We start from the raw sequence: 22,235 nt of genomic DNA, 5'->3' as shown, positions 1-22,235 counted from the left end.
TCATGCGAACCACTTGTCCCCGTTGGCAACCGGGCGGACCACCCGGGACACCTTGTCGCACACCAGGCGCAGGACGTCGATGATCTCCCGTTCCCGCTCGGGGGTCAGCCGCGACAACGGGACCGACGCGCTGATCGCGTCCTGCGCGGGATGCCGGTACCGCAGCGTGACCGCGAAACACTTGATGCCCGACGTATTTTCCTCGTCCTCGGTGGCGTAACCCCGAACCCGCACCTGATCCAGCGCCGCGTCGAGACCGCCACGGTCGGTGAGCGTGCGAGAAGTCAGCGGTGTCAGCGTTTCCGGGATGTGCGCGTCGAGTTCGGCGCCGAACCGCTCGGCGAGCAGCGCCTTGCCGAGCGCGGTGGCGTAAGCGGGCAACCGCCGCCCCACCTTGCTGGCGGTGCGCGCGTACTGACGGGACTCCCGGGTGGCCAGGTACACGACGTCGTGCCCATCGAGCCTGCCGAGGTGGAACGTCTCGTCGAGCTGGCCGCGCAGGTCTTCGAGGAACGGCGCGATGATCGGCAGGTACGGGTCGGCGTCGAGATAGCTGGTCCCGACCAGCAACGCCCGCATGCCGATGCTGTACTGGGTGCCCGTATCGTCGGACCGCACCCAGCCCTGGGCCACCAGAGTGCGCAGCAGCGCGTGCGTTGAGCTGCGTGGCATGTCAAGTGCCGCACAGATTTCCCGGATACGGGTCGGCTCATCGGGCCGGGCCGCCAGGAACTCCAGCAGTTCGACCGTGCGCACCGCGGATTTCACCTTGCGCACCGAAACACTGTCACTGTCGGTGGTCATTCACCCTCCCATCAACTGACGGACGATCAGCACCACCGCGCCGACGGTGGATATCGCGATGGCCGACCACCGCTGACGCTGCCGGTCCAGGTGACGGTTGACCCACCGGGACAACGCATAACCGAGCACGCACGCGGGGATGAGCATCGCGAACACCACGACGGTGTGGTGGTCGATGGAACCCGTGAGCGCGAGCAGCACAAGCGATAGTGCCGACCCGACCAGGAAGAACCCGCTCATCGTTCCGCGCAGCCGGGCGCCGGTGTTGTTCTGCCACACCAGCGCCATCGGCGGACCTCCGATGGAGGTCGCGGTGCCGAGCAGGCCGGAGGTGGCGTCGGCCAGCACCAGATTGCGACGGCGCGGCGAGGGGATCCAGCCCATGCTCGTCAGGACCACACCGCCGAGCACCACGGCGGCCAACGCATACGCCAGCAGTTCCGCGGGCATGACGACCAGCAGCAGCGCCCCCGCGACGGTGCCCGGAACCCTTCCGGCCAAGGCCCATCCGGTGCCGGCCAGGTCGATGTCCTCACGTTCGCGCACCACCACCATGAGGGTGACCATCGTGGCCAGCATGATGAGCGTGCCCGGGATCAGCCCGGGGTCCACGATCGCGACGATCGGTGCCGCCAGCATCCCCATGCCGAACCCGATGGAGGCCTGCATGCATGACGCCAGCACGATTGCGGCGGCGACGACCCCGTAGCCGGCGATGCTCACGCCGACACCGGCACGGCGGGCTCCAGCGGATGATGGCATTCGGAGATGTGGCCATCGACGTCCGGGTCCGCGGTGGCCACCGGCGCCTGCGTCGCGCAGATTTCGGTGGCCTTCGGGCACCGTGTCCGGAACCGGCAGCCCGACGGCGGATTCAGCGGCGACGGCACCTCACCCTTCAGCAGGATCCGGTTGTTGCGCTGGGCCGCATCGAGTTTCGGTGCCGCCGACATCAGTGCCGCGGTATAGGGATGTCGCGGGTTGCGGTAGACGTCCTCGGTGCGTCCGCTCTCGATCATGTGGCCCAGGTACATCACCGTGACGCGGTCGGCGACGTGGCGGACCACCGACAGGTCGTGCGAGATGAAGACGTAGGCGATGCCGAGCTCCTGCTGCAGATCGTTGAGCAGGTTGAGTACCTGGGCCTGGACCGAGAGGTCCAGTGCCGATACCGGCTCGTCGCAGATGATGACATCGGGGTTGAGTGCCAACGCCCTGGCGATGCCGATGCGTTGCCGCTGACCGCCGGAGAACTCCTGCGGGTACTTGTTGACGGCCTTGGGCCCCAGGCCGACCATGTCGAGCAGGCCACGCACCCGCATCTCCCGGTCCTTGCGGTTCGGGTGCAGGGTCTTGTGGGTGCGCCAGGGCTCGGCGATGATGTCGCCCGCCGTCATGCGGGAGTTCAGTGATGCGTAAGGATCCTGGAACACCATCTGGACGCGGCGTCGGAACTTCAGCAGCTCCGCACCGCGCAAGCTGAACGGGTCGATGCCGTCGAAGGTCACGCTGCCCGAGTCCGGGCGCTCGAGCATCATCAGGGTCCGCGCCAGTGTGGACTTGCCGCATCCCGATTCACCGACCAGGCCGAGCGTTTCGCCGCGACCGAGGTCGAGGTTGATGCCGTCGAGGGCGGACAGGCGGCTCTTGCCCACGCGGAACGACTTGCGCAGATCGCGGACGGTGAGCAGGTTTTCAGACATCTGCTGTTTCTCCTCCTCGCATGCGGGTCTCAACCTCTTCGGGGAAGTGGCAGGCGCTGCGCCGGCCGTCGCCGTCGAGCACCGGTCTGGTGGTGACGCAGATGTCGCGGGCCAGCGGGCAACGGTCCTGGTAGACGCATCCGGCCGGGATCGAGTGCAGGTCCGGCGGGGCTCCGCCGATGGACTTGAGGGCCTCGCCGCGCACCGCACTCACCGGGACCGAGTCGAGCAGACCCTTGGTGTACGGGTGCCGGGGACTGGCGAAAACCTCAGCCACCGGCCCGGTTTCGACGACCTGGCCGGCGTACATCACCGCGACCTGATCGGCTTCCTCGGCCACCAGCGCCAGATCATGGGTGATCAGCACGACGGCCATGTCGTACTCGCTGCGCAAGCTCTTGAGCAGCGCCATGATCTGCGCCTGCACCGTGACGTCCAGTGCGGTCGTCGGTTCGTCGGCGATCAGCACCCGCGGGTTCAGCGCGACGGCCATCGCGATCAACAGCCGTTGCCGCATACCTCCGGAGAACTGGTGCGGATAGGACTTCATCCGTTCCTCTGGCTGCGAAATACCCACCCGCGCCATTAGTTCCACCGCTTTACGCTTGGCATCCTTGGCACTCATCCCGCGATGGATGCGGAACGGTTCGGCCAACTGGGTGCCGACGGTATAGAGCGGGTTGAGCGCGGTCAGTGCGTCCTGGAACACGATGGCCAGCTCCGGTCCGGCCAGCTTGCGCCGCGTCTTGCGGTCGGCGGCCAGGATGTCCACGTCGGCCAGCGTCGCGGTGCCGTCGACCACCTCGGCGACCGGTTCGAGCAGACCGACCAGCGCGGTGGCGGTCATGGACTTGCCGCAACCGGATTCGCCCAGCAGCGCCAGGGTCTGGCCGCGGTGTGCCGCGAAGCTGACATGGTCGACCGCGCGCACGGTTCCGGTGATGGTGCGGATGTCGACGGTGAGCCCGTCCACCACCAGAGCGGGATCGGCGTCGAGGTGCTCGGACCTGGTCGGCTGTTCCGCGACGCTGCTGCTCAACTGGGAGGTCATCCGAGGGCCTTTCCGGTCTTGGTGAAGCGGGACAGGCGTTTCTGCGGGACGGTGAGCCGCCAGCGCTGACCGGGATCGGTGGCGATCCGGGCCCAGGCGGCCAGGATGGTGGCCGACACCGTGGTGATGACGATGGCCACGCCCGGGAAGAAGGAGAGCCACCAGGCGGTGTGCAGGTAGGTGCGACCCTGCGAAACCATCAGGCCCCAGCTGACATCCGGCGGCTGGATCCCGATACCCAGGAAGCTGAGCGAGGATTCGGCCAGCATGACGTAGCAGAAGTCCAGCGTGGCCACGGTCAGCAGGGTGGGCAGCACGATCGGCACCACGTGCCGCATGATGATGGACCGTCCACTGGCCCCGAAGGTGCGGGCCGCATCGACGAACACCCGGCTGGACAGTTCGGCCGACTCGGCGCGGGCGGTGCGCAGGTACACCGGGATACGCGTGATCGCCAGCACGGCAATGATATTGGCCGCGCTCGGGGAGAACACGTAGAGCACCACCACTGCCAGCAGCAGTGAGGGGAAGCTCATGATCACGTCGGCTACCCGCATGGCCAGCGTTTCCCGCCAGCCACGGTAGTAGCCGGCCCACATGCCGATGAGCGAACCGACCACCGCCGAGATCACCACGGCCGGGATGGCCACCGACAGTGTGGTGCGGCAGGCGACGATGAGCCGGGCCAGCATGCTGCGTCCCAGCGGGTCGGTCCCGAGCACGTTGGCCCAGCCGTGGGCGAGGGTGAACGGTGCCTGATTCGAGTTGTCCAGGTCGATGTGGGTGGCGAGGTTGCCGACCAGCATGGGGCCGAACACGGCGGTGAGGATCACCAGGCCGAGCACCACGGCGGCACCGGCCGCCACCCGGTCGTTGACCAGCAGCCGGAACCACACCGAGCGCTTCCTGGTCGGCTCTCCCTCCGGTTCACCGACGATCGCGGTGGTGGGTTTGACTGGTACCAGGTCGATTTGCGTGCTCACGATGCCTACCCCTAGACCTTTGCCGGTTCCCGCACGCGTGCGTCCAGCAGCGCGTAGCAGGCGTCGATGATGATGTTCAGCACGAAGATGCTCACCGCGGTGAGCAGGACGGCGGCCTGCAGGACGGCGAAGTCGCGTTGCAGGATGGCGTCGATCATGAGCTTGCCGATGCCGGGCCAGCCGAAGATGGCCTCCACCACGACGGCACCGTTGATCAGGCCGACCGCAAGATCACCCGCGACCGTGAGTGCCGGCGCGGCCGCATTGCGCAGCGCGTGGTGGCTGACCACCCGGAGATCGCCGGCGCCCTTGCTGCGGGCCAGCCGGATGTAGGGCGCCGACAGTGCCGAGACCATGGCGCCTCGGACGACCTGAGTGAGCACGCCGAGGGGACGGATCATCAGTGTGGCGATCGGCAGAATCCAGGACAGCACACCGTCGTCGGTGCCCGAGGTGGGCAGCACGCCCAGTAGTACGGAGAACAGCCAGACTCCGGTGATGGCGAACCAGAAGTCGGGGATGCTGGCGGCGGTCATCGACAACAGGCTGGAGAACCGGTCGGCCAGCGAGTTGGGCCGGTAAGCGGCCCAGCAGCCGACGATGACCGCTCCGATGATCGCGAGAAGCATGGTGGTGAAGGCGAGTTGCAGCGTGGCCGGGAAGGCTCGCAGTGCCATCGACGCAGCGGATTCGCCTGTGCGGAGCGAGGTTCCGAAGTCGAGGTGGATCACGCCCTTGAAGTAGTCCACCAGCTGGGCGATGAGCGGCCGGTCGAACCCGTGCTGGTGGGCGAAGGCCTCGCGCTGGTCGGCGGTGGCGGATTCGGGCAGGTACAGATTGGTCGGATCACCGGTGAGCCGGGCGAGCAGGAACACGCCGAGCAGCACGATGATCAGCGGGATGGCGCTGGTGTACATGCGGCGCCGGACAAAAGGGAACATCGGCTCAGCTCCTGTCGGTGCGGTCGGTCGAAGCGGGAGTCATCTCCGACAGCCGCATCTCGTCGCCGGTGGCGGAGTTGGGGGTGTAATCGATACGCGGCGACTTGCCGAGAATGCCCTTCATGTGGGCGATGTAGGCGAACTGCATGATCTGCTGCGGTTCCTCGGCGAACAGTTTGGCGAACGCATCCTGACGGCCCTGACCCGTGAGGGCTTCCGCGGCTCGGATCGAACTGTCGAATTCCGTTGTGCCGTATGCGCTCTGCGGCCCCTCGGAGAGCATGTACTGGTCCATGGTGAACGCGGCGTCACCGGCCTGGTTCCCGTGCATGATCATCAGGAGGTACGGACCGGTGTCCGCCGGGAACGGGCGCAACTGATACTGCAGCTGGCCGGCGGTGTCCATCATCTCGATCTTCACGTTGAGGCCGATCTCGGCGAACTCGCTCTGCAGCACCTCGATGGTCTCGGAGATCTTGGGGAACTGGGCGGTACGGCCGATCAGCCGGATCTGCCGGTCCACCGGGACCCCGTCCGCCTTCGCCTCGGCGATGAGTGCCTTGGCCTTGTCGAGATCGTGGGGCCACAACGGAAGCTGGTCGTTGTATCCGACGACACCGGACGGGATGAGCTGGGACGCCGGTTCGCCGAGCCCGCGGAACAGTGCTTTTACGATGCCGGTCCGGTTGACCGAGTAGTTGATGGCCTGCCGGACGCGGATGTCGTCGAGCGGCGCCTCTGTCGCCTGCATGCGCAGCGCGGTGGTCTCGTTGTTCTGGAACGGAACCCCGCGGTCGCCGGCCCCGTCCTCGGGCCCGAGCGAGGTGGCGATGTCGGCCTCGTCGTTGGTGATCATGGCGGCACGCACGCTGCCCTCGCTGCGCCACTGGTATTCGGCGCGGGCGAAGGCCGGCTTGGCGCCCCAGTAACGGTCGTTGCGCTTGAGCAGCAGCTTCTGGCCGTACTCCCAGTCGGAGATGGCATACGGTCCGGTGCCGATGGGCTCACGGACCTTCTCGGTGGTACTGGTGCCCGACGGCACGATCTCCACGAACGAGATACGCAGCGGCAGAATCGGATCCGGATTCGTTGTGCCGATGACGACCGTATTGTCGTCAGGAGCTCTGACATCGAGCAACGCGTCACCGAAAACGTAGCCGTCGACGTTGCACTGCAGATCGGAGTTCACTGCCCGGTCGATCGAGAAGGCCGCGTCCTTGGCGGTGAAGGGCGCACCGTCGGAGAAGGTGACGCCTTTGCGGATGTCGAAAGCCCATTGGTTGGGCGCGGTTTGGCGCCATGCGGTGGACAGCAGCGGCTGCAGGTCGCCGGTATCGGGATCGCGCTCGATGAGCGGTTCGGTGATGTTGGACCGCACCACGATGCCGGTCGAGGTCAGCGAGCTCTCGCAGGGCTCCAGCGTCGGCGGTTCCTGGGAGATGACTATCCGCAGGGTGTCGGGGTCATAGCCGCCGTGCGCGGTATTGGCAACGGTGCACCCGGCGACGAACGTGCAGGCGGCCAGAGCGACTGCCGGAGCGGCGAGAACTCGCCTCATGGATCCTCCAGGGTGTGATGTCCACGTATGTGGATGCCGGTTGTGACCGCAGACACACGCTAAGAACGGCCCACTCCACCCGTCAACCCACTGAAATCAGCCGAAATGGGATGAACCGAACGTCCTGGACAAGCCGTCACGCCCGCTAAAAACAGCACTTGAACTGCGCTTTTGAGTGCGGAGGCCGGCCATCGATACGTCCGCAGCAATGCCGCGGGGGGAATTATGCAGCTTGCGTATCAACCCATGCTATTTCCGTGTTGGACGGGTATTTGCACGCAGGCTTACCGTAGCTGCATCCCGACCGAGGAGTACGTGTGCCCGAATCCGATTCCAGCCGCCGCGTCCTGCAGGTGGGTCCGCTCAAGCCTTCACTCGCCGAGACACTGCGGACCAGCTACGACGCCCAGGTTTTGCCCGGTGGCCCTGAACGCGCGACATTCCTCGCCGAGCACGGCGCCACGATCGCCGCGGTGGTGACCTCGGGGCGCACCGGCGTCGACGCCGAGCTGATGGCGGCACTGCCCAATCTGGGTGCGGTGGTCAACTTCGGGGTCGGCTATGACACCACGGACATCGAGGCGGCCGCGGCGCGAAACGTCGTGGTCAGCAACACCCCCGACGTGCTCAGTGACTGTGTGGCCGACACTGCCGTCGGATTGCTGATCGACACGATGCGGCAGTTCTCGGCCGCCGACCGATACCTGCGGGCCGGCCGCTGGGTGGCGGAAGGCAATTACCCACTGACCCACAAGGTTTCGGGAGCCCGGGTCGGCATCATCGGCCTCGGCCGCATCGGGCAGGCGATCGCCACCCGGCTGGTCGCGTTCGGTTGCACGATCAGCTATCACAACCGGCGTGAGGTCGCGGGCAGCCCTTACGAATACGTCACGTCCGCCATCGAGCTCGCCAGGCAGGTCGACGTCCTGATCGTCGCCGCGGCCGGCGGCAGCGGGACACGGCACCTGGTCGACCGGGATGTGCTCGACGCGCTCGGGCCCGACGGCTACCTGATCAACATCGCCCGCGGCAGCGTCGTGGACGAGGAAGCCCTCGTCGAGGCGCTGAGCGAAGGCAGGCTGGCAGGTGCTGGACTCGACGTGTTCACCGACGAGCCGAACGTGCCCGAGGCACTGCTGTCGTTGGACACCGTGGTGCTGCTGCCCCACGTCGGAAGTGGAACCGTCGAGACCCGGGCCGCCATGGAGGCGCTGACCCTGGCCAACTTGGACAAGTTCCTGGAGTCCGGCGAGCTCGTCACGCCGGTGCCCATGCCGGCTCCTGCCGCACGTAGCTAACCGACGAAATCCTCGACGAGATCGTCGGTGGTCCACTCACGCGGTGGCAGGACGTCTCGCAGCAGCCGCAGCAGCGCAGGGTTTGTGCTGTCCCCGCGCCAGACGGCGTCCAGTTCGACCGGACGCTCCCGGAACGCGCCGATCGAGCGGAACACCACCCCTTCTGGATGCAGGGTGGCCGTGGATGCGGGCACGAGCGCGATGCCGATCCCGGAGCGGACCAGCACCAGCATGGTGTGCACCTGGGTGACGTACTGGACATAGCGGGGCGTGGCGCCGGCGATCGTGAACGTGCTGATCAGCAGCTCGTTGAAGTACCGGGCCTGCACCGGTGAGTACATCACCATGTCCTGGCCGTCGAGATCGTTGAGCGTGAGCTGACGGCGCACCTCGACCAGCGGATGCGCGGCCGGCAGTGCGGCGATGAGCTGTTCATGCAGCAGCGGCCGGGATACCAGGCCGGGCCGTTTGAGCGGTGGGCGCGCCATCCCGAGATCCAGCTCGCCCGTCATGAGCGCTTCGATCTGCACGGCCGTCACCATCTCCCGCAACTCGAGCTTCACGTCCGGCAGCTGCCGCCGTGCGGCGTCGAACAGCCTGGGCAACACCGGATGCGCCGAAGCCGCGGTGAATCCGATTACCACGGTCCCGAGATCCCCTGCGGGAACGCGTTTTACATTGAGCGCCGCACCTTCGGCCAATTGCAGGATGCGGCGGGCATCGGGCAGGAACGCCACTCCGGCGGGGGTCAGCGTCACCGACCGGGTGGTGCGGTCGATCAGGTGCACCCCGAGCTCGCTTTCCAGCTGCTGGATCTGACGGCTCAGCGGCGGCTGGGTCATGTGCAGCCGCTCGGCGGCGCGGCCGAAATGCAGTTCCTCGGCGACGGCGATGAAGCAAGACAGCCTCGACAGCGAGAACACCGGTGCAGCCTATCGACACTCGCCGCGATAAATGCCCGAACGGCATGAATCGACGCGTTGAATCGCCGGAGCAGGAATGCATCAAACAACCGCTGGATTTGCCAATTTCCTTGCCAGTCATGAATTCTCGTAGCATAATCGAACGTATGTTCGAGTCTGATGCATCGTGGGAGCTGGTCCTGTGCATCGGCGATTCGGTCAGCGAGGAGGCCATGTTGATGGCATCCCGGATGTCGATGATCGGGGAGCTACTGGCCCGCCGGATCGACGAGGTCGAGACCGAGGATTCTGACCCGGGTTACATGTTGGTGACCGGGTTTTCCCGCACCGTCGCCGAAGTAGGCGCGGCCATGAACATCTCCCCCAAAGTCGCCACATTGGTCGTCTCACAAGCGGAGGCATTGACCGATCGACTGCCCCAGGTGGCGCAAGTCCTGCGACGCGGGCAGATCGACTGGGCAACGGTGGCGGTCATCATCGAACGGACACAACTGGTCACCGACCACGGGATCATCACCCGGCTGGATACCGATTTGGCCGGCCGGATCTCCGGCTGGAAGTCGTGGTCGCGGCAGCGGGTCATCAACGCCGTCGATGCTGCGGTGCGTGAGATGGACCCCGATGCCATCCACGAACGCGAACAGGCTGAGCGGCGCCGTGACGTGCGGGTACGGCCCGGGCCCGACGGCACCGCACGACTGGAAGGGACGTTGACTGCGAAAGCAGGTTCGAGCTTCGACCAGCGCGTTACTCAGCTGGCCAACGGAGTGTGTGCCGAGGATCCGCGCACACTGGGCCAGCGCCGAGCCGACGCTGTCGAAGCCATGTCCGAGAACCGAGCCTTGGTCTGCCTGTGCGGGCGGCCCGAGTGCCCGCACGCCGAACCGGCCGAGCCACCCGCAGTCCGGGTGGTGATGAACGTGATCGCCCCGCAGAGCGCCCTCACCGGAGGGAACCAGCCCGGGTACCTCGCCGGGTACGGCGTGATAGACGCCGAGAAGCTGCGAGAGCTGGCAGAGCATGCCGTCCTGCGGGTGGTGCAAGCTCCTGCGGTAGCGACAGCTGAGGCGTTGCGGTACCAGGTATCAGCCGCGCTGGCGCGCTGGATCCGGTGCCGTGACATCACCTGCCGGTTTCCGGGTTGTGACCGGCCCGCTGAGCTCTGCGATGTCGACCATACGGTCCCGTTCAATCACGCCAAGCCCGAACGGGGCGGGCTCACAGTGCCATGGAACCTGAAATGCCTGTGCCGGCAACATCATCGGCTCAAGACGTTCCATGACGGCTGGCGCGACCAACAACTCCCCGACGGCACCATCGTGTGGACCGCGCCGAGCGGCCGGACCTATACCACCAGTCCAGGTGCCGTTGAGGTCTTCCCGGAGCTGAGGATGCGCCGCGCGCCGCGGCGCACCAAGGCCACGCCTCGCGCTGTCCGAATTGCTCAGCAGCGGGCGAAGAACCACCGGTTGCGTCCGATCAATGCCGAGGCGCGCCGTGTCCGGAAAGCCCGCACTGCCGAGATCCGTCGCCGCGTCGAACACAATCGGATGCGCGCCACCCTGACCTTGTTCAAGGGAAACCGCCCCAGCACAAGCCCATTCGCCGCTTGGATCAATGACCCCTACGAACCCGAATCCCTGCCCGCCGACTGGCGACCTCCTCCGCCGCCGGACCCCGGACCCGACGTACCGCCCTTCTAGGCTGGCGTGCGGCCGATTCCGGATGCCCGGACCAGGGCCGCCAGCACGACGGCGGCGATGAGCAGAGCGGGAACGTCACCCCACAGATGGCCCATGTGGTGGCCGTTGCCGAACGATTGGACCGCCATGATCACCGCGTGCACGACGCTGGAGACGACGGTGAACCAGATCAGGCTGATGTTCGCTTCGGGCCGTCGCGCCGCGTTCAGCAGGAACAGGCCCAGTGTCGCGTAGACGCCGACAATCATCATGAAGTAGTTCGACTCGTACGGCGCGCCGTGATGCCAGGCCCACCCCGCCGGCCAGACCACGGCCAGCGGATAGAGCAGGACCATCACCGCACCGAAGACCACGAGAGCGATCCGCAGAAGCCGGTATGCCATGGCCCGCCACATTACCTACCAGCGCGGACTGATGGCCTCGAATGACGGATCCACCGTGCGCATATAGCCGGTGTCGTCGCGGTCGGTGATCCCGCACCGCACGTACTGCTCGTGCAAGGCGGCCAGGGCGTCGTCGTCGATCTGGACACCGAGGCCGGGACCGGTCGGCACCGGCACTGCCCCAGAGCGGAATTCGAGGGCGCCGGGTCGCACGACGTCTTCGGTCTTCCACGGCCAGTGAGTGTCGCAGGCGTAGGTGAGGTTGGGCGTGGCCGCGGCCAGGTGGACCATGGCGGCCAGGCTGATGCCCAGGTGCGAGTTGGAGTGCATGGACAACCCCAAACCGAAGGTGTCGCAGATTCCGGCCAGCAGGCGGGACCGCTGCAAGCCGCCCCAGTAGTGGTGATCGGAAAGCACCACGCCCACTGAACTTTTGGCGACGGCAGGCCCGAGTTGATCGAACGCCACCACACACATGTTGGTGGCCAACGGCATGGGCGCCTGTGCGGCCACCTCGGCCATGCCGTCCAACCCCGGTGTCGGGTCCTCCAGGTACTCCAATACGCCGGACAACCGCGCGGCCACCTTCAGCGATGTCTCGGGTGTCCAGGCGGCGTTCGGGTCCAGCCGCAGCGGATGGCCGGGGAATGCGTCCCGCAACGCCTCGATCGCGGTGGCCTCTTCCTCGGGCGCGAACACGCCGCCCTTGAGTTTGATCGCGGTGAAACCGTACTCGTCAACGATGCGGCGGGCCTGAGCAACGATTCCGTCGGGGTCCAGCGCCTCGCCCCAACCGTATGGCTCGGCGCCAGGGTGGCCGGCCCACTTGTAGAACAGATAGGCGCTGAACGGCACCGCGTCACGCACTGCGCCGCCGAGCAGGTCCGATACCGGCCTGCCGGTGGCCTGACCCGCGACATCGAGGCAGGCCACCTCAAACGGCGAGAAGACCTGGTCGACCGCACTGGCGGTGGTGATCATGCCGGCGGTCCCAACAGCGGCTGTGTCCCCCTGCAGCACCCGGGCGATCGCCGCACGGATGGCGTTGAGCGCAAACACATCCTGCCCGACGATCGCGCCTGCCGCGGCGCTGAGGCGCTCCAGATGCCGGGTGTCGGCGTAGGTCTCGCCGAGCCCGGTCAGCCCTGCGTCGGTGTCCAGCTGGATGATCGCGCGCAGCGCGAACGGTTGGTGCACGCCGACGGTGTTGAGCAGCGGTGGGTCGGCGAACGCGACCGGTGTGATGCGCGCGCCGGTGATACGAACCGGCTGCATCAGTGCACCAGGGCGTTGTCGAGCACTGCACGTCCGGCGGCCAGGATGCGTTGCAGCTCGGCGACATCGTCGGGCCTGGCATCGATCAGTGGCGGGCGGACCGGTCCGGCGGGGATTCCCTCCAAGGTGACGCCGGCCTTGATCAGCGAGACCGCATAGCCGGGAACGGTGTCGCGCAGCCGCACCAGCGGATGGTAGAACTCGCGCGTCAGAGCTGCGATCAGCGGTTCGTTGCCCGTCTCCAGAGCTTGGTAGAAGGCGAGTGCGACGTCGGGGGCGAACGCGAAGGTCGCCGACGAGTACAAGGTCACGCCGATCGCGCGGTACGCCTGCTGCGACACCTCGGCGGTGGGAAGTCCGTTGAAGAACTGGAACGGCTTGCCGAGCGGCTCCAGTGCGTCGGTGACAGCACGCACGATTCGCGATACCCGGTCGAGATCGCCTGTGCCGTCCTTGAATCCGACCACATTGGGGATCAGCGCAGCCTCGACCGCGGACTCCTCGGTATAGCGCGCGTTGTTGCGGTTGTAGACGACCACGGGAAGGTCGGTGACCGCGCTGACCTCGCGGGTGTACTCCACGAGCCCGGCCTGCGGCATCTCCACCAGGTACGGCGGCAGCAACAACAGCCCGTCGGCACCGGCGTCGGCAGCTACCCTGGCGAAAGCCTTGGCCGAGGCGATCGAACCGCCCGCCCCCGCGTACACCGGAACCCGTCCGCCGACCGTCTCCACGGCGGTACGCACCACCGTGCGCATCTCCTCGGGATCCAGCGCGTGGAATTCTCCTGTCCCGCAACCGATGAACACCCCACCGGGCCCGGCGTCCACGCCCTTGGAGATGTGCTGCGCGAGCAGGTCCACGTCGATGTCACCAGCGGTGGTGAGCGGGGTTACCGGGAAGAAAAGGACGCCGTCGAGCATGTCTACTCCTTGTGTTTTCTAAAGTCAGTCTTTGGTCAGTTGGCCGTCGATACGCCGCCACAGGCCGTCCGGGTTTCCGTCGGCAATGGCACTGGGCAGCAAAGATTTAGGGGCGTCCTGGTAGCACACCGGCCGCAGGAACCGCTCGATGGATCGGGCACCCACCGATGTGGTGCGCGAATCGGACGTTGCCGGGAACGGCCCGCCGTGCACCATGGCATGACCCACCTCGACACCGGTCGGCCAGCCGTTGAACAGGATTCGACCCGCCTTGAGCTCGAGAACATCCAGCAGTTCGCCCGCCTGACCGTGGTCGGACTCCTCGGCGTGGATCGTCGCGGTCAACTGGCCCTCCAGGCTCTGGGCGAGGCGCAGCATCTCAGCGGCATCGGCGCACCTCACCAGAACGCCCGCGGCGCCGAAAACCTCCGCCTGCAATGCCTCTGAGGCCAGGAAGGTGGGGGCGTCGGTGGCGAACAGGGCGGCACGGCATCCGGCGGCGGGGGCGTCGATCTCGGAACCGCGCGCGATCAGCATTGCCTCGTCCTCCAGTGCGTCAACGCCGTTTCGGAAGTTGTCGGCGATGCCCGGTGTCAGCATCACGGTCGGCGCACTCGCCGCGACCGCTTCACCGGCGGCGGCGACGAAGGTGTCCAGTCCGGGACCGTCGATCGCGACGACCAAACCGGGATTGGTGCAGAACTGTCCGGAGCCCAGCGTCAGCGATCCGACGAACGCCCGGCCCAGCTCGGCACCTCGGTCGGCCAGCGCGCCGCCGAGCAGGAACACCGGGTTGACCGCACTCATCTCGGCGTACACCGGGATCGGTTCGGGTCGCGCCGCGGCGGCGGCGACCAGGGCCATGCCACCGGCACGGGAGCCGGTGAACCCGACCGCCTTGATCCGGGGATCGGTGACCAGGGCGGTACCCAGTTCCGGGCCGAATCCGTAGAGGAGTGAGAACGTTCCGGCGGGCAGCCCGCTCGCGGCGACGGCGTCGGCGATGGCACGTCCGACGAGCTCGGAGGTGCCGGGGTGGGCATCGTGGGCCTTGACCACAACGGGGCAGCCGGCAGCCAGTGCGGACGCGGTGTCGCCGCCGGCCACCGAGAACGCCAGCGGGAAGTTGCTGGCACCGAACACCGCGACCGGGCCGAGTGGCACGCTGCGCTGACGAATATCGGGGCGCGGCAACGGGCTTCGGTCGGGTTGCGCAGGATCGATCCGGGCTTGATTCCAGCTGCCCTCACGCAGAACCGATGCGAACAACCGCAGTTGGCCCGCGGTGCGACCGACCTCGCCGGTCAGCCGTGGCCGGGGCAGGCCGGTCTCGGAATGGGCACGGTCCACGAGGGCATCAGCGATCGACTCGAGGTTGGTCGCGATCGCTTCCAGGAATCGGGCCCTGGTCTCGATCGGGGCCGACCGGTACGCCGGGAACGCCTCGACGGCGGCAGCACAGGCTTCGTCGACATGGGACCGGTCGCCATACGGATACGCGGGTTCGATGGCGTTACCGGTGTGCGGATCGATACCCCGGATCTCCTTGCCGGTACCGCGCACCGGTGTTCCCGCGATCAGCATCCGTCCGGTCAGGTCCAGCGTCGCCGTTGAGGTCATACCTGGCACGGTACGAGCCCTATAAATACTTGTCCAAGTCAAATTTACCGGTTAATCATGCACTTGTTGTATTAGTTGGTTTCCTCCTGCGCAGGCCCCGAGTCCAGCGATGATGTGCCGATGGATGACCTCGTGCACGGCCACTGCGACGCCCGCTTTCACGCGTTACGCGACGCATTGGCGGATGCGATTGCCAATGGAGAGGAAACCGGCGCCGCGATCGCCGTCGACATCGACGGTGAACTCGTCGTCGACATGTGGGGCGGACATGCCGACGCGGCCCGCACCGCCGCGTGGGAACGGGACACCATCGTCAACGTCTGGTCGTCGACCAAGACCGTGACCGCACTGGCCGCGCTGATGCTGATCGACCGCGGCCTGATCACCGCCGACGCACGGGTGGCCGACTATTGGCCGGAGTTCGCGGCAAACGGTAAGCAGGACATCGAGTTTCGCCACCTGTTGACGCACAGCTCGGGACTGTCGGGGTGGGAACAGCCGTTCGCGATCGAGGACATCTACGACTGGGAGAAATCGACGGCGGCATTGGCGGCCCAGACGCCGTGGTGGGAGCCGGGTACCGCATCGGGTTACCACGCGCTGACGCATGGCCACCTGATCGGTGAGGTGCTGCGGCGTGTCACCGGCAAGACGCTCAAAGAATTCGTCCGCGACGAGATCGCGGCACCGCTGCGCGCTGACTTCCAGATCGGGGCCGCCACCGCCGACCAGCACCGCATCGCCGAGGTCATCCCGCCCGACGAACCGTTCGACCTGCCGATGGACCAGCTGTCCGAGGTCGCACTCAAGACGTTCATGGGCGCCCCGCCCCCGGCGATCGCCAACACGGCGGGCTGGCGCGCCGCCGACATCGGCGCGGCCAACGGCCACGGCAATGCCCGGTCACTGGTCCGGATCCTCTCGGCGATCTCGCTGGGCGGCACGGTCGACGGAGTGAAGCTACTGCAGCCCGAGACCGTCGACACGATCTTCGAGCCGCAGCTCGAGAGCCCCGACGTGGTGCTGCTCGGCCACCCGCTGCGATGGGGACTGGGCTTCGGGCTGCCGCAGACCCAAACCGTGCCCTACGTCCCCGAGGGCAAGATCTGCTTCTGGGGTGGCTGGGGCGGCTCGTGGGAAACCTGCAACCCCGAGCAGCGCGCCACCGTCGCCTACGTGATGAACAAGATGGGGCCGGGGGTCGAAGGATCGGCACGTACCGCCCGCTATCTCAACCTGTTCTATGAGGCCGTGGCCTGAGATCACTGGCCACACCGTTAGTATTTGTCGACGCCTCCTTGGATACCGTCTCCATGGATGCAAGAGAAACGTCGGAGGTAACCGGATGACCATCCAACCGGACCCGGCAGGCTGCTCAGTAGAAGAGAGCCGCGTCGGCGAGGTCAGCGTGGTGGCAGTGGCCGGAACGGTCGACATGCTCACTGCGCCCAAGCTCGAGGAAGCGATCAACACCGCGGCCAAGAACTCACCTTCTGCCGTCGTCGTCGACTTGAGTGCCGTGGAGTTCCTGGCCTCGGCCGGCATGGGCGTACTGGTGGCCGCACACGAACAACTGGGCGACGCGGCACGGTTCGCCGTCGTCGCCGATGGACCGGCCACCAGCCGGCCGCTCAAACTTGTCGGAATCGCCGAGGTCGTGGATCTGTTCGCGACGCTCGACGAAGCACTGGACGCATTGAAGACGTAACACCGGCCACAACGGGGTAGCCAGCAGGGCGACATGACAGACGCAGGCCAGTCAGCTCAGTTCACGAAGCATGTCAGGGCCGCACCGGAGGATGCGGCGCAGATACGCCGTGAGTTCTCCAGTTGGCTGAGCACGCATCTGACACTCGACCCCACCAAGGCCAGCGATGTGGTGCTGGCCGTGAACGAGGCTCTGGCCAACGCCGCGGAGTTCGCGTACGTCGACGCCCCGGCACCCGGGTTGATGCACGTGCGCGCCGACTACGACGGGGACGCGTCGGTGCTCACCGTCACCATCAGCGATGACGGCGCGTGGCGGATCGCCGAGACCGATCACAAGAACCCGGCCCGCGGACGGGGGATCCCGTTGATGCGCGCTCTCACCGACCGCGCCGTGATCGACTCAGACCACGCAGGCACCGAAGTTCGCCTGCAGTGGGATCGGCTCGATCAGAACTGCGGCAACCGCACCACCTGAACGAAGAACTCGTCGATCTGACGGACCGCACTCATGAACTGGTCGAGGTCGACGGGCTTGGTGACGTAGGCGTTGGCATGCAGCTTGTAGCTGCGGAGGATGTCCTCTTCAGCTGACGACGTGGTCAGCACCACGATCGGGATGTGGCACAGTTCGACGTCCGACTTGATCTTCTCCAGCAACTGCCTGCCGTCGTATTTCGGCAGATTCAGATCGAGCAGGATCAGATCCGGGCGCGGCGCGTCTTCGAAGGCGCCGCGCCGATACAGAAAGTCCAAGCCTTCCTCGCCGTCGCGGGCGACGTGCAGGTTGTTCTTGATCTTGTTGTGCTCGAAGGCTTCCCGGGTGATGAGCTCGTCACCGGGATCATCCTCGACCAACAGGATGTCAATGGCTCGGTTGACCGATGAGGTCACTGCGGACTTCCTTCCAACTGGGCTTGCGGCACGACGTCGGGCACTGTCGTGGGTGTCTCGGGCAGGGTGAACATGAACCGGGTGCCGGGCGAGTACGACGTGTCGATCCAGATGGATCCACCGTGGTGCTCGACGATCTTCTTGCACAGCGCCAGTCCGATACCGGTGCCGCCGAAGGTGTCGCGTCCGTGCAGGCGTTGAAATATGACGAACACCTTGTCCACGAACTCCTCGCTGATGCCGATCCCATTGTCCGAAACACTGAATACCCAGTTCTCGGCCAGTTCACCGGTACCGGCCCGGCAGTCGATGACGATCCGGGGCACAACCCCCTCGCCACGGAATTTCACCGCATTGCCGATCAGGTTCTGCCACAGCATCGTCATCAGCGTGGGATCGCCGTCTATCTGCGGCAACGGCTCATCCGGTCGCTCGATCTCGGCGCCCGACTCCCCGACCGCGGTGGCCAGGTTCTTCAACGCACTGTCGAGAGCGTCATCGAGGTTCACCTCGGTATGGGTGGCGTTGAGCCGGCCCACCCGCGAGAACGTCAGCAGGTCGTTGATCAGCACTTGCATGCGCTTGGCGCCGTCGACGGCGAAGCCGATGTACTCGAGGCCCCGCTCGTCCAGTTTGTCGCTGTAGCGCTTCTCCAGCAGCTGACAGAACGAGGCGACCTTCCGCAGCGGCTCCTGCAGATCATGCGATGCGACGTAGGCGAACTGCTCCAGTTCGGCATTGGATCGACGCAATTCATCTGCCTGCTGGTCCAAGGTCTCCTCAGCAGACCGCGACGCATCGAGTTCTTCGACCACCCGCTGCCGCATATCCTCGACGTCAGCCGCGATCGCCCGAATGTCCTTGGGGCCCTGGGGAACGATGCGTTGCGCGAAGTTGCCCTCGGTGATCCGGCGGCACGAGGCGGCCAGGGCGGCCAGGGGCCGGGTGACGGCGCTGCGCACCAGCACGGTCAACAACACCGCCATGATGAAGAACGCCGCGATCATCGCGATCACCACGCCGTCGCGCCAGGCCCGAACGCGGCCCAGCTCATCGACGCTGGCCTGCCTGGCCTGACTGAGGTTGGCGTTCTGCACATCGAAAAGCTGACGCAGTCCGTCGAATTCAGCCCTGCCGCGATCTGCGGTACGGGTGTCGACGACCGCAGGCCGACCCACCTGAACGCCGGCGATGAGCGGCTCCGCATAGTTGGCCCGCCACGCCGCCGCCGCGGTCTCGATCGACTCCAGATCCGCCAGCAGGTCGTCGTGGCCGGCCAGGTAACCACGGATGTCCGCTGCCGCAGCCGCTTCGGCACTCTGCCCGTCACCGTAGGGCTCCAGGAACCGAGGGTCTGCGGCGATGGCGTACCCGCGCACGGCCGTCTCCTGGTCCCGCAGGGCGGCCTGCAGTTGATACGCCGCGACGCGAGCGGGCTGAATGTTGTCGATCAACTCTCGCGATACCGCATCGGTGCGGCCCACCAGCGCGATACCGGCGACCGCACCGGTAAGGACGATCACACACATCACCGAAACCAGCAGGTTCTGCCAGCCTTGCACCGTGAGCTTCATGCCGATGACCGCTCCACTCTGATCAGCGCGATGTCATCGCTGAGGCCGCCGTGCAGTCGCGCGCGGGATTCGACTTCTCCGATCAATGCACCGACGAAGTCGCGCCCGGGCAGCTGCGCAAGCGAGTTGGCCAAATCGAGCAGGCCTTCTTCGCCGAGACGTGCGCCGCCGGGGCCGGCATGTCCCTCGAACAAGCCGTCGGTGATCAGCAGCAGTCCGTGCCCTTCTGGCAGTGCCAGTCGGTTGACTGGCCACTCCTTGGCGCCGAGGCCGAGCGCCGAACCCGCCTTCGGCTCGATCCACTGCACGGCGTCGGGACCGTGCGCGAGCAGGCCGGGGTGGCCGGCGCGGACCACGTCGTACTCCCCGCTGTCGGGATCGAGCGCCACGCTCAGCAATGTTGCGAAGATCCCCGGGCCGGGACGCTCGGTGGTGAGCACGCGGTCCAGTTGACGCATCCGCTCGTTCCCCCGTAGGCCGGCGAATGTCAGTGCGCGCCAACCGATGCGCAGAGCCACGCCCAACGCGGCCTCATCCGGTCCATGTCCGGCCACGTCTCCCATCATGACGTGCACGGTCCGGTCCGGTGTCTGCACGATGTCGTAGAAGTCGCCGCCGAGCAAGGCATCGCGGCGGCTCGGCAGCGACCGCGCGACGACCTCGACGCCCGGATCGTCCAGGAGCAGCGGTGACGGCAGCAGGCCACGCTCAAGTCGGGCGTTCTCCCGTTCCCGCAGCCGGCTGGCGTGCAGGTCCACCGCCGTCAGCTCGGCACGTTTGCGCTCGATCGAGTACACGACGGCCCGCCGCAGCATCTCCGGGTCGACACGGCCCTTCACCAGATAGTCCTGCGCGCCCGAGGCGACCGCCGAGGCGCCGAAGTGCTCGTCGTTCAGCCCGGTGAGCACGATGATCGGGACCGCCGGATCGAGCAGGCCCAACCGGTGCAGGGCATCGATGCCGTCGGCGTCGGGGAGATTCAAGTCGAGCAGAACGCAGTCGGGGCGGGATTCGAGCAATGCCCGCTCGGCAGCCGCTATGGACTGCACCCAGGTCAGGTCGATGTCGGCGGTGTCGGCCACATCGGCGATCTGCTCTTCGACCAACAGCGCGTCGCCACGGTCGTCCTCGACCAGCAGCAGAGACAACCGCCGCCCCAGACCGGGACCGGCGAGGGTGGCAGAGGGATACGGCTGTTCCGCGCGCATGGGATCACGTCCTTCACTCACTGAGGCCACCCGGTCGCGCTGACCTCTGCTTTAGTGACGACGTCGTCGAGAATACCTATGCGCAGGCGTCAATTCCCCGTCGGTCGAGTATTTGGGCGCTCGGGATCAGGAGGCCCGGGCCTGTGAGCGCAACTCCAGCCTGCGCAGCACATCGGCCCCGAGACCGCGCGGGTCCTGGCCCTCCGCGGCCGCGATCAGGGTGACGCCGTCGGCCACCTCGGCGGCCTCGATGTCGGCGATCAGACCGGTCAGCCCATCGACCGTGCCCACGTAGCGCACCTGCGCGTCGGGGCCGGCCACCGTCAGGCTGCAGCGCGCCGACCGGTAATCCCCGGCCACGGCCACCGTGACGTCGAGGATCACCGATACAGCGTCGTCCTCGGACTTGAGGCCGGACCGGATCCGGCGCGCCTGAGCCAGGTCAGACGCGGAGATTCGCGCCGTCGGCTCGTCACCGTCGGTCAGCTCGGTCCAGGCCTCGGCATCTGCCACGAATATCCGCACCCGGTCACGTTAAGTGCAAATACCGCACCTGCACAGAGTTGCACTCACTCCGAATCCAAGGGATTACCGCGCGTCGCGCACCCGGGTCTTGTACAGGCTCGCGACGGTGGTGACGGCCAGGGTCACGATGATCACGCCCAGGCTGGCCAGTGTCGGGATCTCCGGGACATGCACCGGCTCGCCGCCGTTGATGAACGGCACCTCGTTCTCGTGCAGCGCGTGCAGCACGAGCTTCACGCCGATGAAGGCCAGGATGAACGCCAGCCCCTGCGACAGGTAGACGAGCCGCTTCAGCAGGTCGCCGAGCAGGAAGTACAGCTGCCGCAGGCCCATCAGGGCGAACACGTTGGCGGTGAACACCAGGTAGGGCTCCTGGGTCAGCCCGTAGATGGCCGGGATCGAGTCCAGCGCGAACAGCAGGTCGGTGGTGCCGAGCGCGACGATCACCAGGAACATCGGCGTCATGAGTTTCGCGCCGTTCGCGCTGCTGTCCCTGATCCACAGCTTCAGGCCGTCCCACTGGTCCGTGGTGCGCAGGTGCTTACGGGCGAAGCGCACCACACCGTTGTCGCCGTCGTCGTCATGGTCGGTATCGCGGACCAGGTTGATCGCGGTGTACACCAGGAACGCGCCGAAGATATAGAACACCCAGGAGAACTGGTTGATGGCCACCGCGCCGAGCGCGATGAAGATGCCGCGGAAGATCAGCGCCAGGATGATGCCGACCAACAGGGCCTGCTGCTGATAGATCCTCGGCACCTTGAAGCTGGCCATGATGATCAAGAAGATGAACAGGTTGTCCACCGAGAGTGAATATTCGGTGAGCCAGCCGGCGAAGAACTCCAGCCCGAACTGGCTGCCGTGGAAGTACCACACCCAGACCCCGAAGGCCACCGCCATGCCGATGTAGATCGACAGGTATGTCGCGGTCTCCCGCGTGGTGGGTTCGTGTGGGCGTCGCCCGATCACGACGACGTCGAACAGCAGAACGGCGATCGTCACTGCGAGGGTGACAATCCATTCCAGCTGGGTTACCTGCATCAACAATCCTCCGGTCGTCAAAGCGCCGGAGGTCTCTTCCACCGGTGCCACGCACCGGCCCGCGACACCGATCGATCCATAGACGACCGACGTGATGACGACATCGCAGCGAAGGAATACT

At 66.4% G+C, this 22,235-nt stretch carries 22 protein-coding genes; 5 read left to right on the top strand and 17 right to left on the bottom strand.

Features of this window, described 5'->3' with window-relative positions:
- The 7 genes from BN2156_RS23750 to BN2156_RS23720 are packed head-to-tail and all read right to left on the bottom strand — an operon-like array spanning nt 1 to nt 7,040.
- Nucleotides 1–804, bottom strand: a complete 804-nt coding sequence (locus BN2156_RS23750; RefSeq protein WP_090517286.1) for an IclR family transcriptional regulator — start codon at nt 802–804, stop codon at nt 1–3.
- Nucleotides 805–1,527, bottom strand: a complete 723-nt coding sequence (locus BN2156_RS23745; protein ID WP_090517285.1) for a sulfite exporter TauE/SafE family protein — start codon at nt 1,525–1,527, stop codon at nt 805–807.
- Nucleotides 1,524–2,507 carry an ABC transporter ATP-binding protein gene (locus BN2156_RS23740; protein WP_090517284.1) on the bottom strand — a complete coding sequence of 328 codons (984 nt, stop codon included), beginning with the start codon at nt 2,505–2,507 and terminating at the stop codon, nt 1,524–1,526. Before BN2156_RS23740 ends, BN2156_RS23745 begins: the two co-directional genes overlap by 4 nt.
- A complete protein-coding gene (locus BN2156_RS23735) occupies nt 2,500–3,558 on the bottom strand; it encodes an ABC transporter ATP-binding protein (RefSeq protein WP_090517283.1) in 1,059 nt (352 codons plus the stop codon). The genes BN2156_RS23740 and BN2156_RS23735 overlap by 8 nt, the downstream gene beginning before the upstream one ends.
- Nucleotides 3,555–4,541, bottom strand: a complete 987-nt coding sequence (locus BN2156_RS23730) for an ABC transporter permease (protein ID WP_090517282.1) — start codon at nt 4,539–4,541, stop codon at nt 3,555–3,557. The genes BN2156_RS23735 and BN2156_RS23730 overlap by 4 nt, the downstream gene beginning before the upstream one ends.
- A gap of 11 nt (nt 4,542–4,552) precedes the next feature.
- Nucleotides 4,553–5,482 carry an ABC transporter permease gene (locus tag BN2156_RS23725; protein ID WP_090517281.1) on the bottom strand — a complete coding sequence of 310 codons (930 nt, stop codon included), beginning with the start codon at nt 5,480–5,482 and terminating at the stop codon, nt 4,553–4,555.
- Nucleotides 5,483–5,486: 4 nt separating this feature from the next.
- Nucleotides 5,487–7,040 carry an ABC transporter substrate-binding protein gene (locus BN2156_RS23720; RefSeq protein WP_090517280.1) on the bottom strand — a complete coding sequence of 518 codons (1,554 nt, stop codon included), beginning with the start codon at nt 7,038–7,040 and terminating at the stop codon, nt 5,487–5,489.
- A gap of 317 nt (nt 7,041–7,357) precedes the next feature.
- Between BN2156_RS23720 and BN2156_RS23715 the strand changes: the two genes are divergently transcribed.
- A complete protein-coding gene (locus BN2156_RS23715; protein ID WP_090517279.1) occupies nt 7,358–8,338 on the top strand; it encodes a 2-hydroxyacid dehydrogenase in 981 nt (326 codons plus the stop codon).
- On the opposite strand, the gene BN2156_RS23710 is transcribed toward BN2156_RS23715, so the two are convergent.
- The gene (locus tag BN2156_RS23710) at nt 8,335–9,261 is read right to left on the bottom strand and encodes a LysR family transcriptional regulator (protein WP_090517278.1); all 927 of its coding nucleotides are present in this window, start codon (nt 9,259–9,261) and stop codon (nt 8,335–8,337) included. The two genes, BN2156_RS23715 and BN2156_RS23710, sit on opposite strands and share 4 nt — an antisense overlap.
- A gap of 146 nt (nt 9,262–9,407) precedes the next feature.
- Here BN2156_RS23710 and BN2156_RS23705 point away from each other — a divergent pair, with 146 nt between their 5' ends.
- Entirely contained in the window at nt 9,408–10,964 is a 1,557-nt protein-coding gene (locus tag BN2156_RS23705; protein WP_090517277.1) for an HNH endonuclease signature motif containing protein, read from the top strand.
- On the opposite strand, the gene BN2156_RS23700 is transcribed toward BN2156_RS23705, so the two are convergent.
- The 4 genes from BN2156_RS23700 to BN2156_RS23685 are packed head-to-tail and all read right to left on the bottom strand — an operon-like array spanning nt 10,961 to nt 15,165.
- A complete protein-coding gene (locus BN2156_RS23700) occupies nt 10,961–11,347 on the bottom strand; it encodes a DUF6632 domain-containing protein (RefSeq protein ID WP_407661740.1) in 387 nt (128 codons plus the stop codon). The genes BN2156_RS23705 and BN2156_RS23700 overlap by 4 nt on opposite strands.
- 15 nt (nt 11,348–11,362) lie before the next feature.
- Nucleotides 11,363–12,622 (bottom strand): glucarate dehydratase family protein, encoded by a 1,260-nt coding sequence (locus tag BN2156_RS23695; RefSeq protein WP_090517275.1) that lies wholly within the window; start codon nt 12,620–12,622, stop codon nt 11,363–11,365.
- The gene (locus BN2156_RS23690; RefSeq protein WP_090517274.1) at nt 12,622–13,545 is read right to left on the bottom strand and encodes a 5-dehydro-4-deoxyglucarate dehydratase; all 924 of its coding nucleotides are present in this window, start codon (nt 13,543–13,545) and stop codon (nt 12,622–12,624) included. Before BN2156_RS23690 ends, BN2156_RS23695 begins: the two co-directional genes overlap by 1 nt.
- A 24-nt stretch (nt 13,546–13,569) precedes the next feature.
- A complete protein-coding gene (locus BN2156_RS23685; protein WP_090517273.1) occupies nt 13,570–15,165 on the bottom strand; it encodes an aldehyde dehydrogenase (NADP(+)) in 1,596 nt (531 codons plus the stop codon).
- Between the two features lie 120 nt (nt 15,166–15,285).
- Between BN2156_RS23685 and BN2156_RS23680 the strand changes: the two genes are divergently transcribed.
- The 3 genes from BN2156_RS23680 to BN2156_RS23670 all read left to right on the top strand — a co-directional run bounded on the left by BN2156_RS23680 (nt 15,286) and on the right by BN2156_RS23670 (nt 17,350).
- Nucleotides 15,286–16,425, top strand: coding sequence for a serine hydrolase domain-containing protein (locus BN2156_RS23680; protein WP_090517610.1), 1,140 nt, complete (start codon nt 15,286–15,288; stop codon nt 16,423–16,425).
- 85 nt (nt 16,426–16,510) lie between these two features.
- Nucleotides 16,511–16,873, top strand: a complete 363-nt coding sequence (locus tag BN2156_RS23675) for an STAS domain-containing protein (protein ID WP_090517272.1) — start codon at nt 16,511–16,513, stop codon at nt 16,871–16,873.
- 33 nt (nt 16,874–16,906) lie between these two features.
- Nucleotides 16,907–17,350 (top strand): ATP-binding protein, encoded by a 444-nt coding sequence (locus tag BN2156_RS23670; RefSeq protein ID WP_090517271.1) that lies wholly within the window; start codon nt 16,907–16,909, stop codon nt 17,348–17,350.
- On the opposite strand, the gene BN2156_RS23665 is transcribed toward BN2156_RS23670, so the two are convergent.
- From BN2156_RS23665 to BN2156_RS23645, 5 genes are all read right to left on the bottom strand, one after another.
- A complete protein-coding gene (locus BN2156_RS23665; protein ID WP_090517270.1) occupies nt 17,323–17,766 on the bottom strand; it encodes a response regulator in 444 nt (147 codons plus the stop codon). The two genes, BN2156_RS23670 and BN2156_RS23665, sit on opposite strands and share 28 nt — an antisense overlap.
- Nucleotides 17,763–19,340, bottom strand: a complete 1,578-nt coding sequence (locus tag BN2156_RS23660) for a sensor histidine kinase (RefSeq protein ID WP_090517269.1) — start codon at nt 19,338–19,340, stop codon at nt 17,763–17,765. Before BN2156_RS23660 ends, BN2156_RS23665 begins: the two co-directional genes overlap by 4 nt.
- Nucleotides 19,337–20,548, bottom strand: a complete 1,212-nt coding sequence (locus BN2156_RS23655) for a PP2C family protein-serine/threonine phosphatase (protein ID WP_090517268.1) — start codon at nt 20,546–20,548, stop codon at nt 19,337–19,339. Before BN2156_RS23655 ends, BN2156_RS23660 begins: the two co-directional genes overlap by 4 nt.
- Before the next feature lie 126 nt (nt 20,549–20,674).
- On the bottom strand, nt 20,675–21,073 hold the full coding sequence (locus BN2156_RS23650; protein WP_235625456.1) for a hypothetical protein: 399 nt from the start codon (nt 21,071–21,073) through the stop codon (nt 20,675–20,677).
- 63 nt (nt 21,074–21,136) lie between these two features.
- Nucleotides 21,137–22,114, bottom strand: coding sequence for a TerC family protein (locus BN2156_RS23645; RefSeq protein ID WP_090517608.1), 978 nt, complete (start codon nt 22,112–22,114; stop codon nt 21,137–21,139).
- Between the last annotated feature and the right edge of the window lie 121 nt (nt 22,115–22,235).

Source organism: Mycolicibacterium neworleansense (assembly GCF_001245615.1).
Taxonomy (GTDB): Bacteria; Actinomycetota; Actinomycetes; order Mycobacteriales; family Mycobacteriaceae; genus Mycobacterium; species Mycobacterium neworleansense.
Note: the sequence above shows the minus strand (reverse complement) of the source record. Positions and strands in the feature narration are given on the sequence as shown.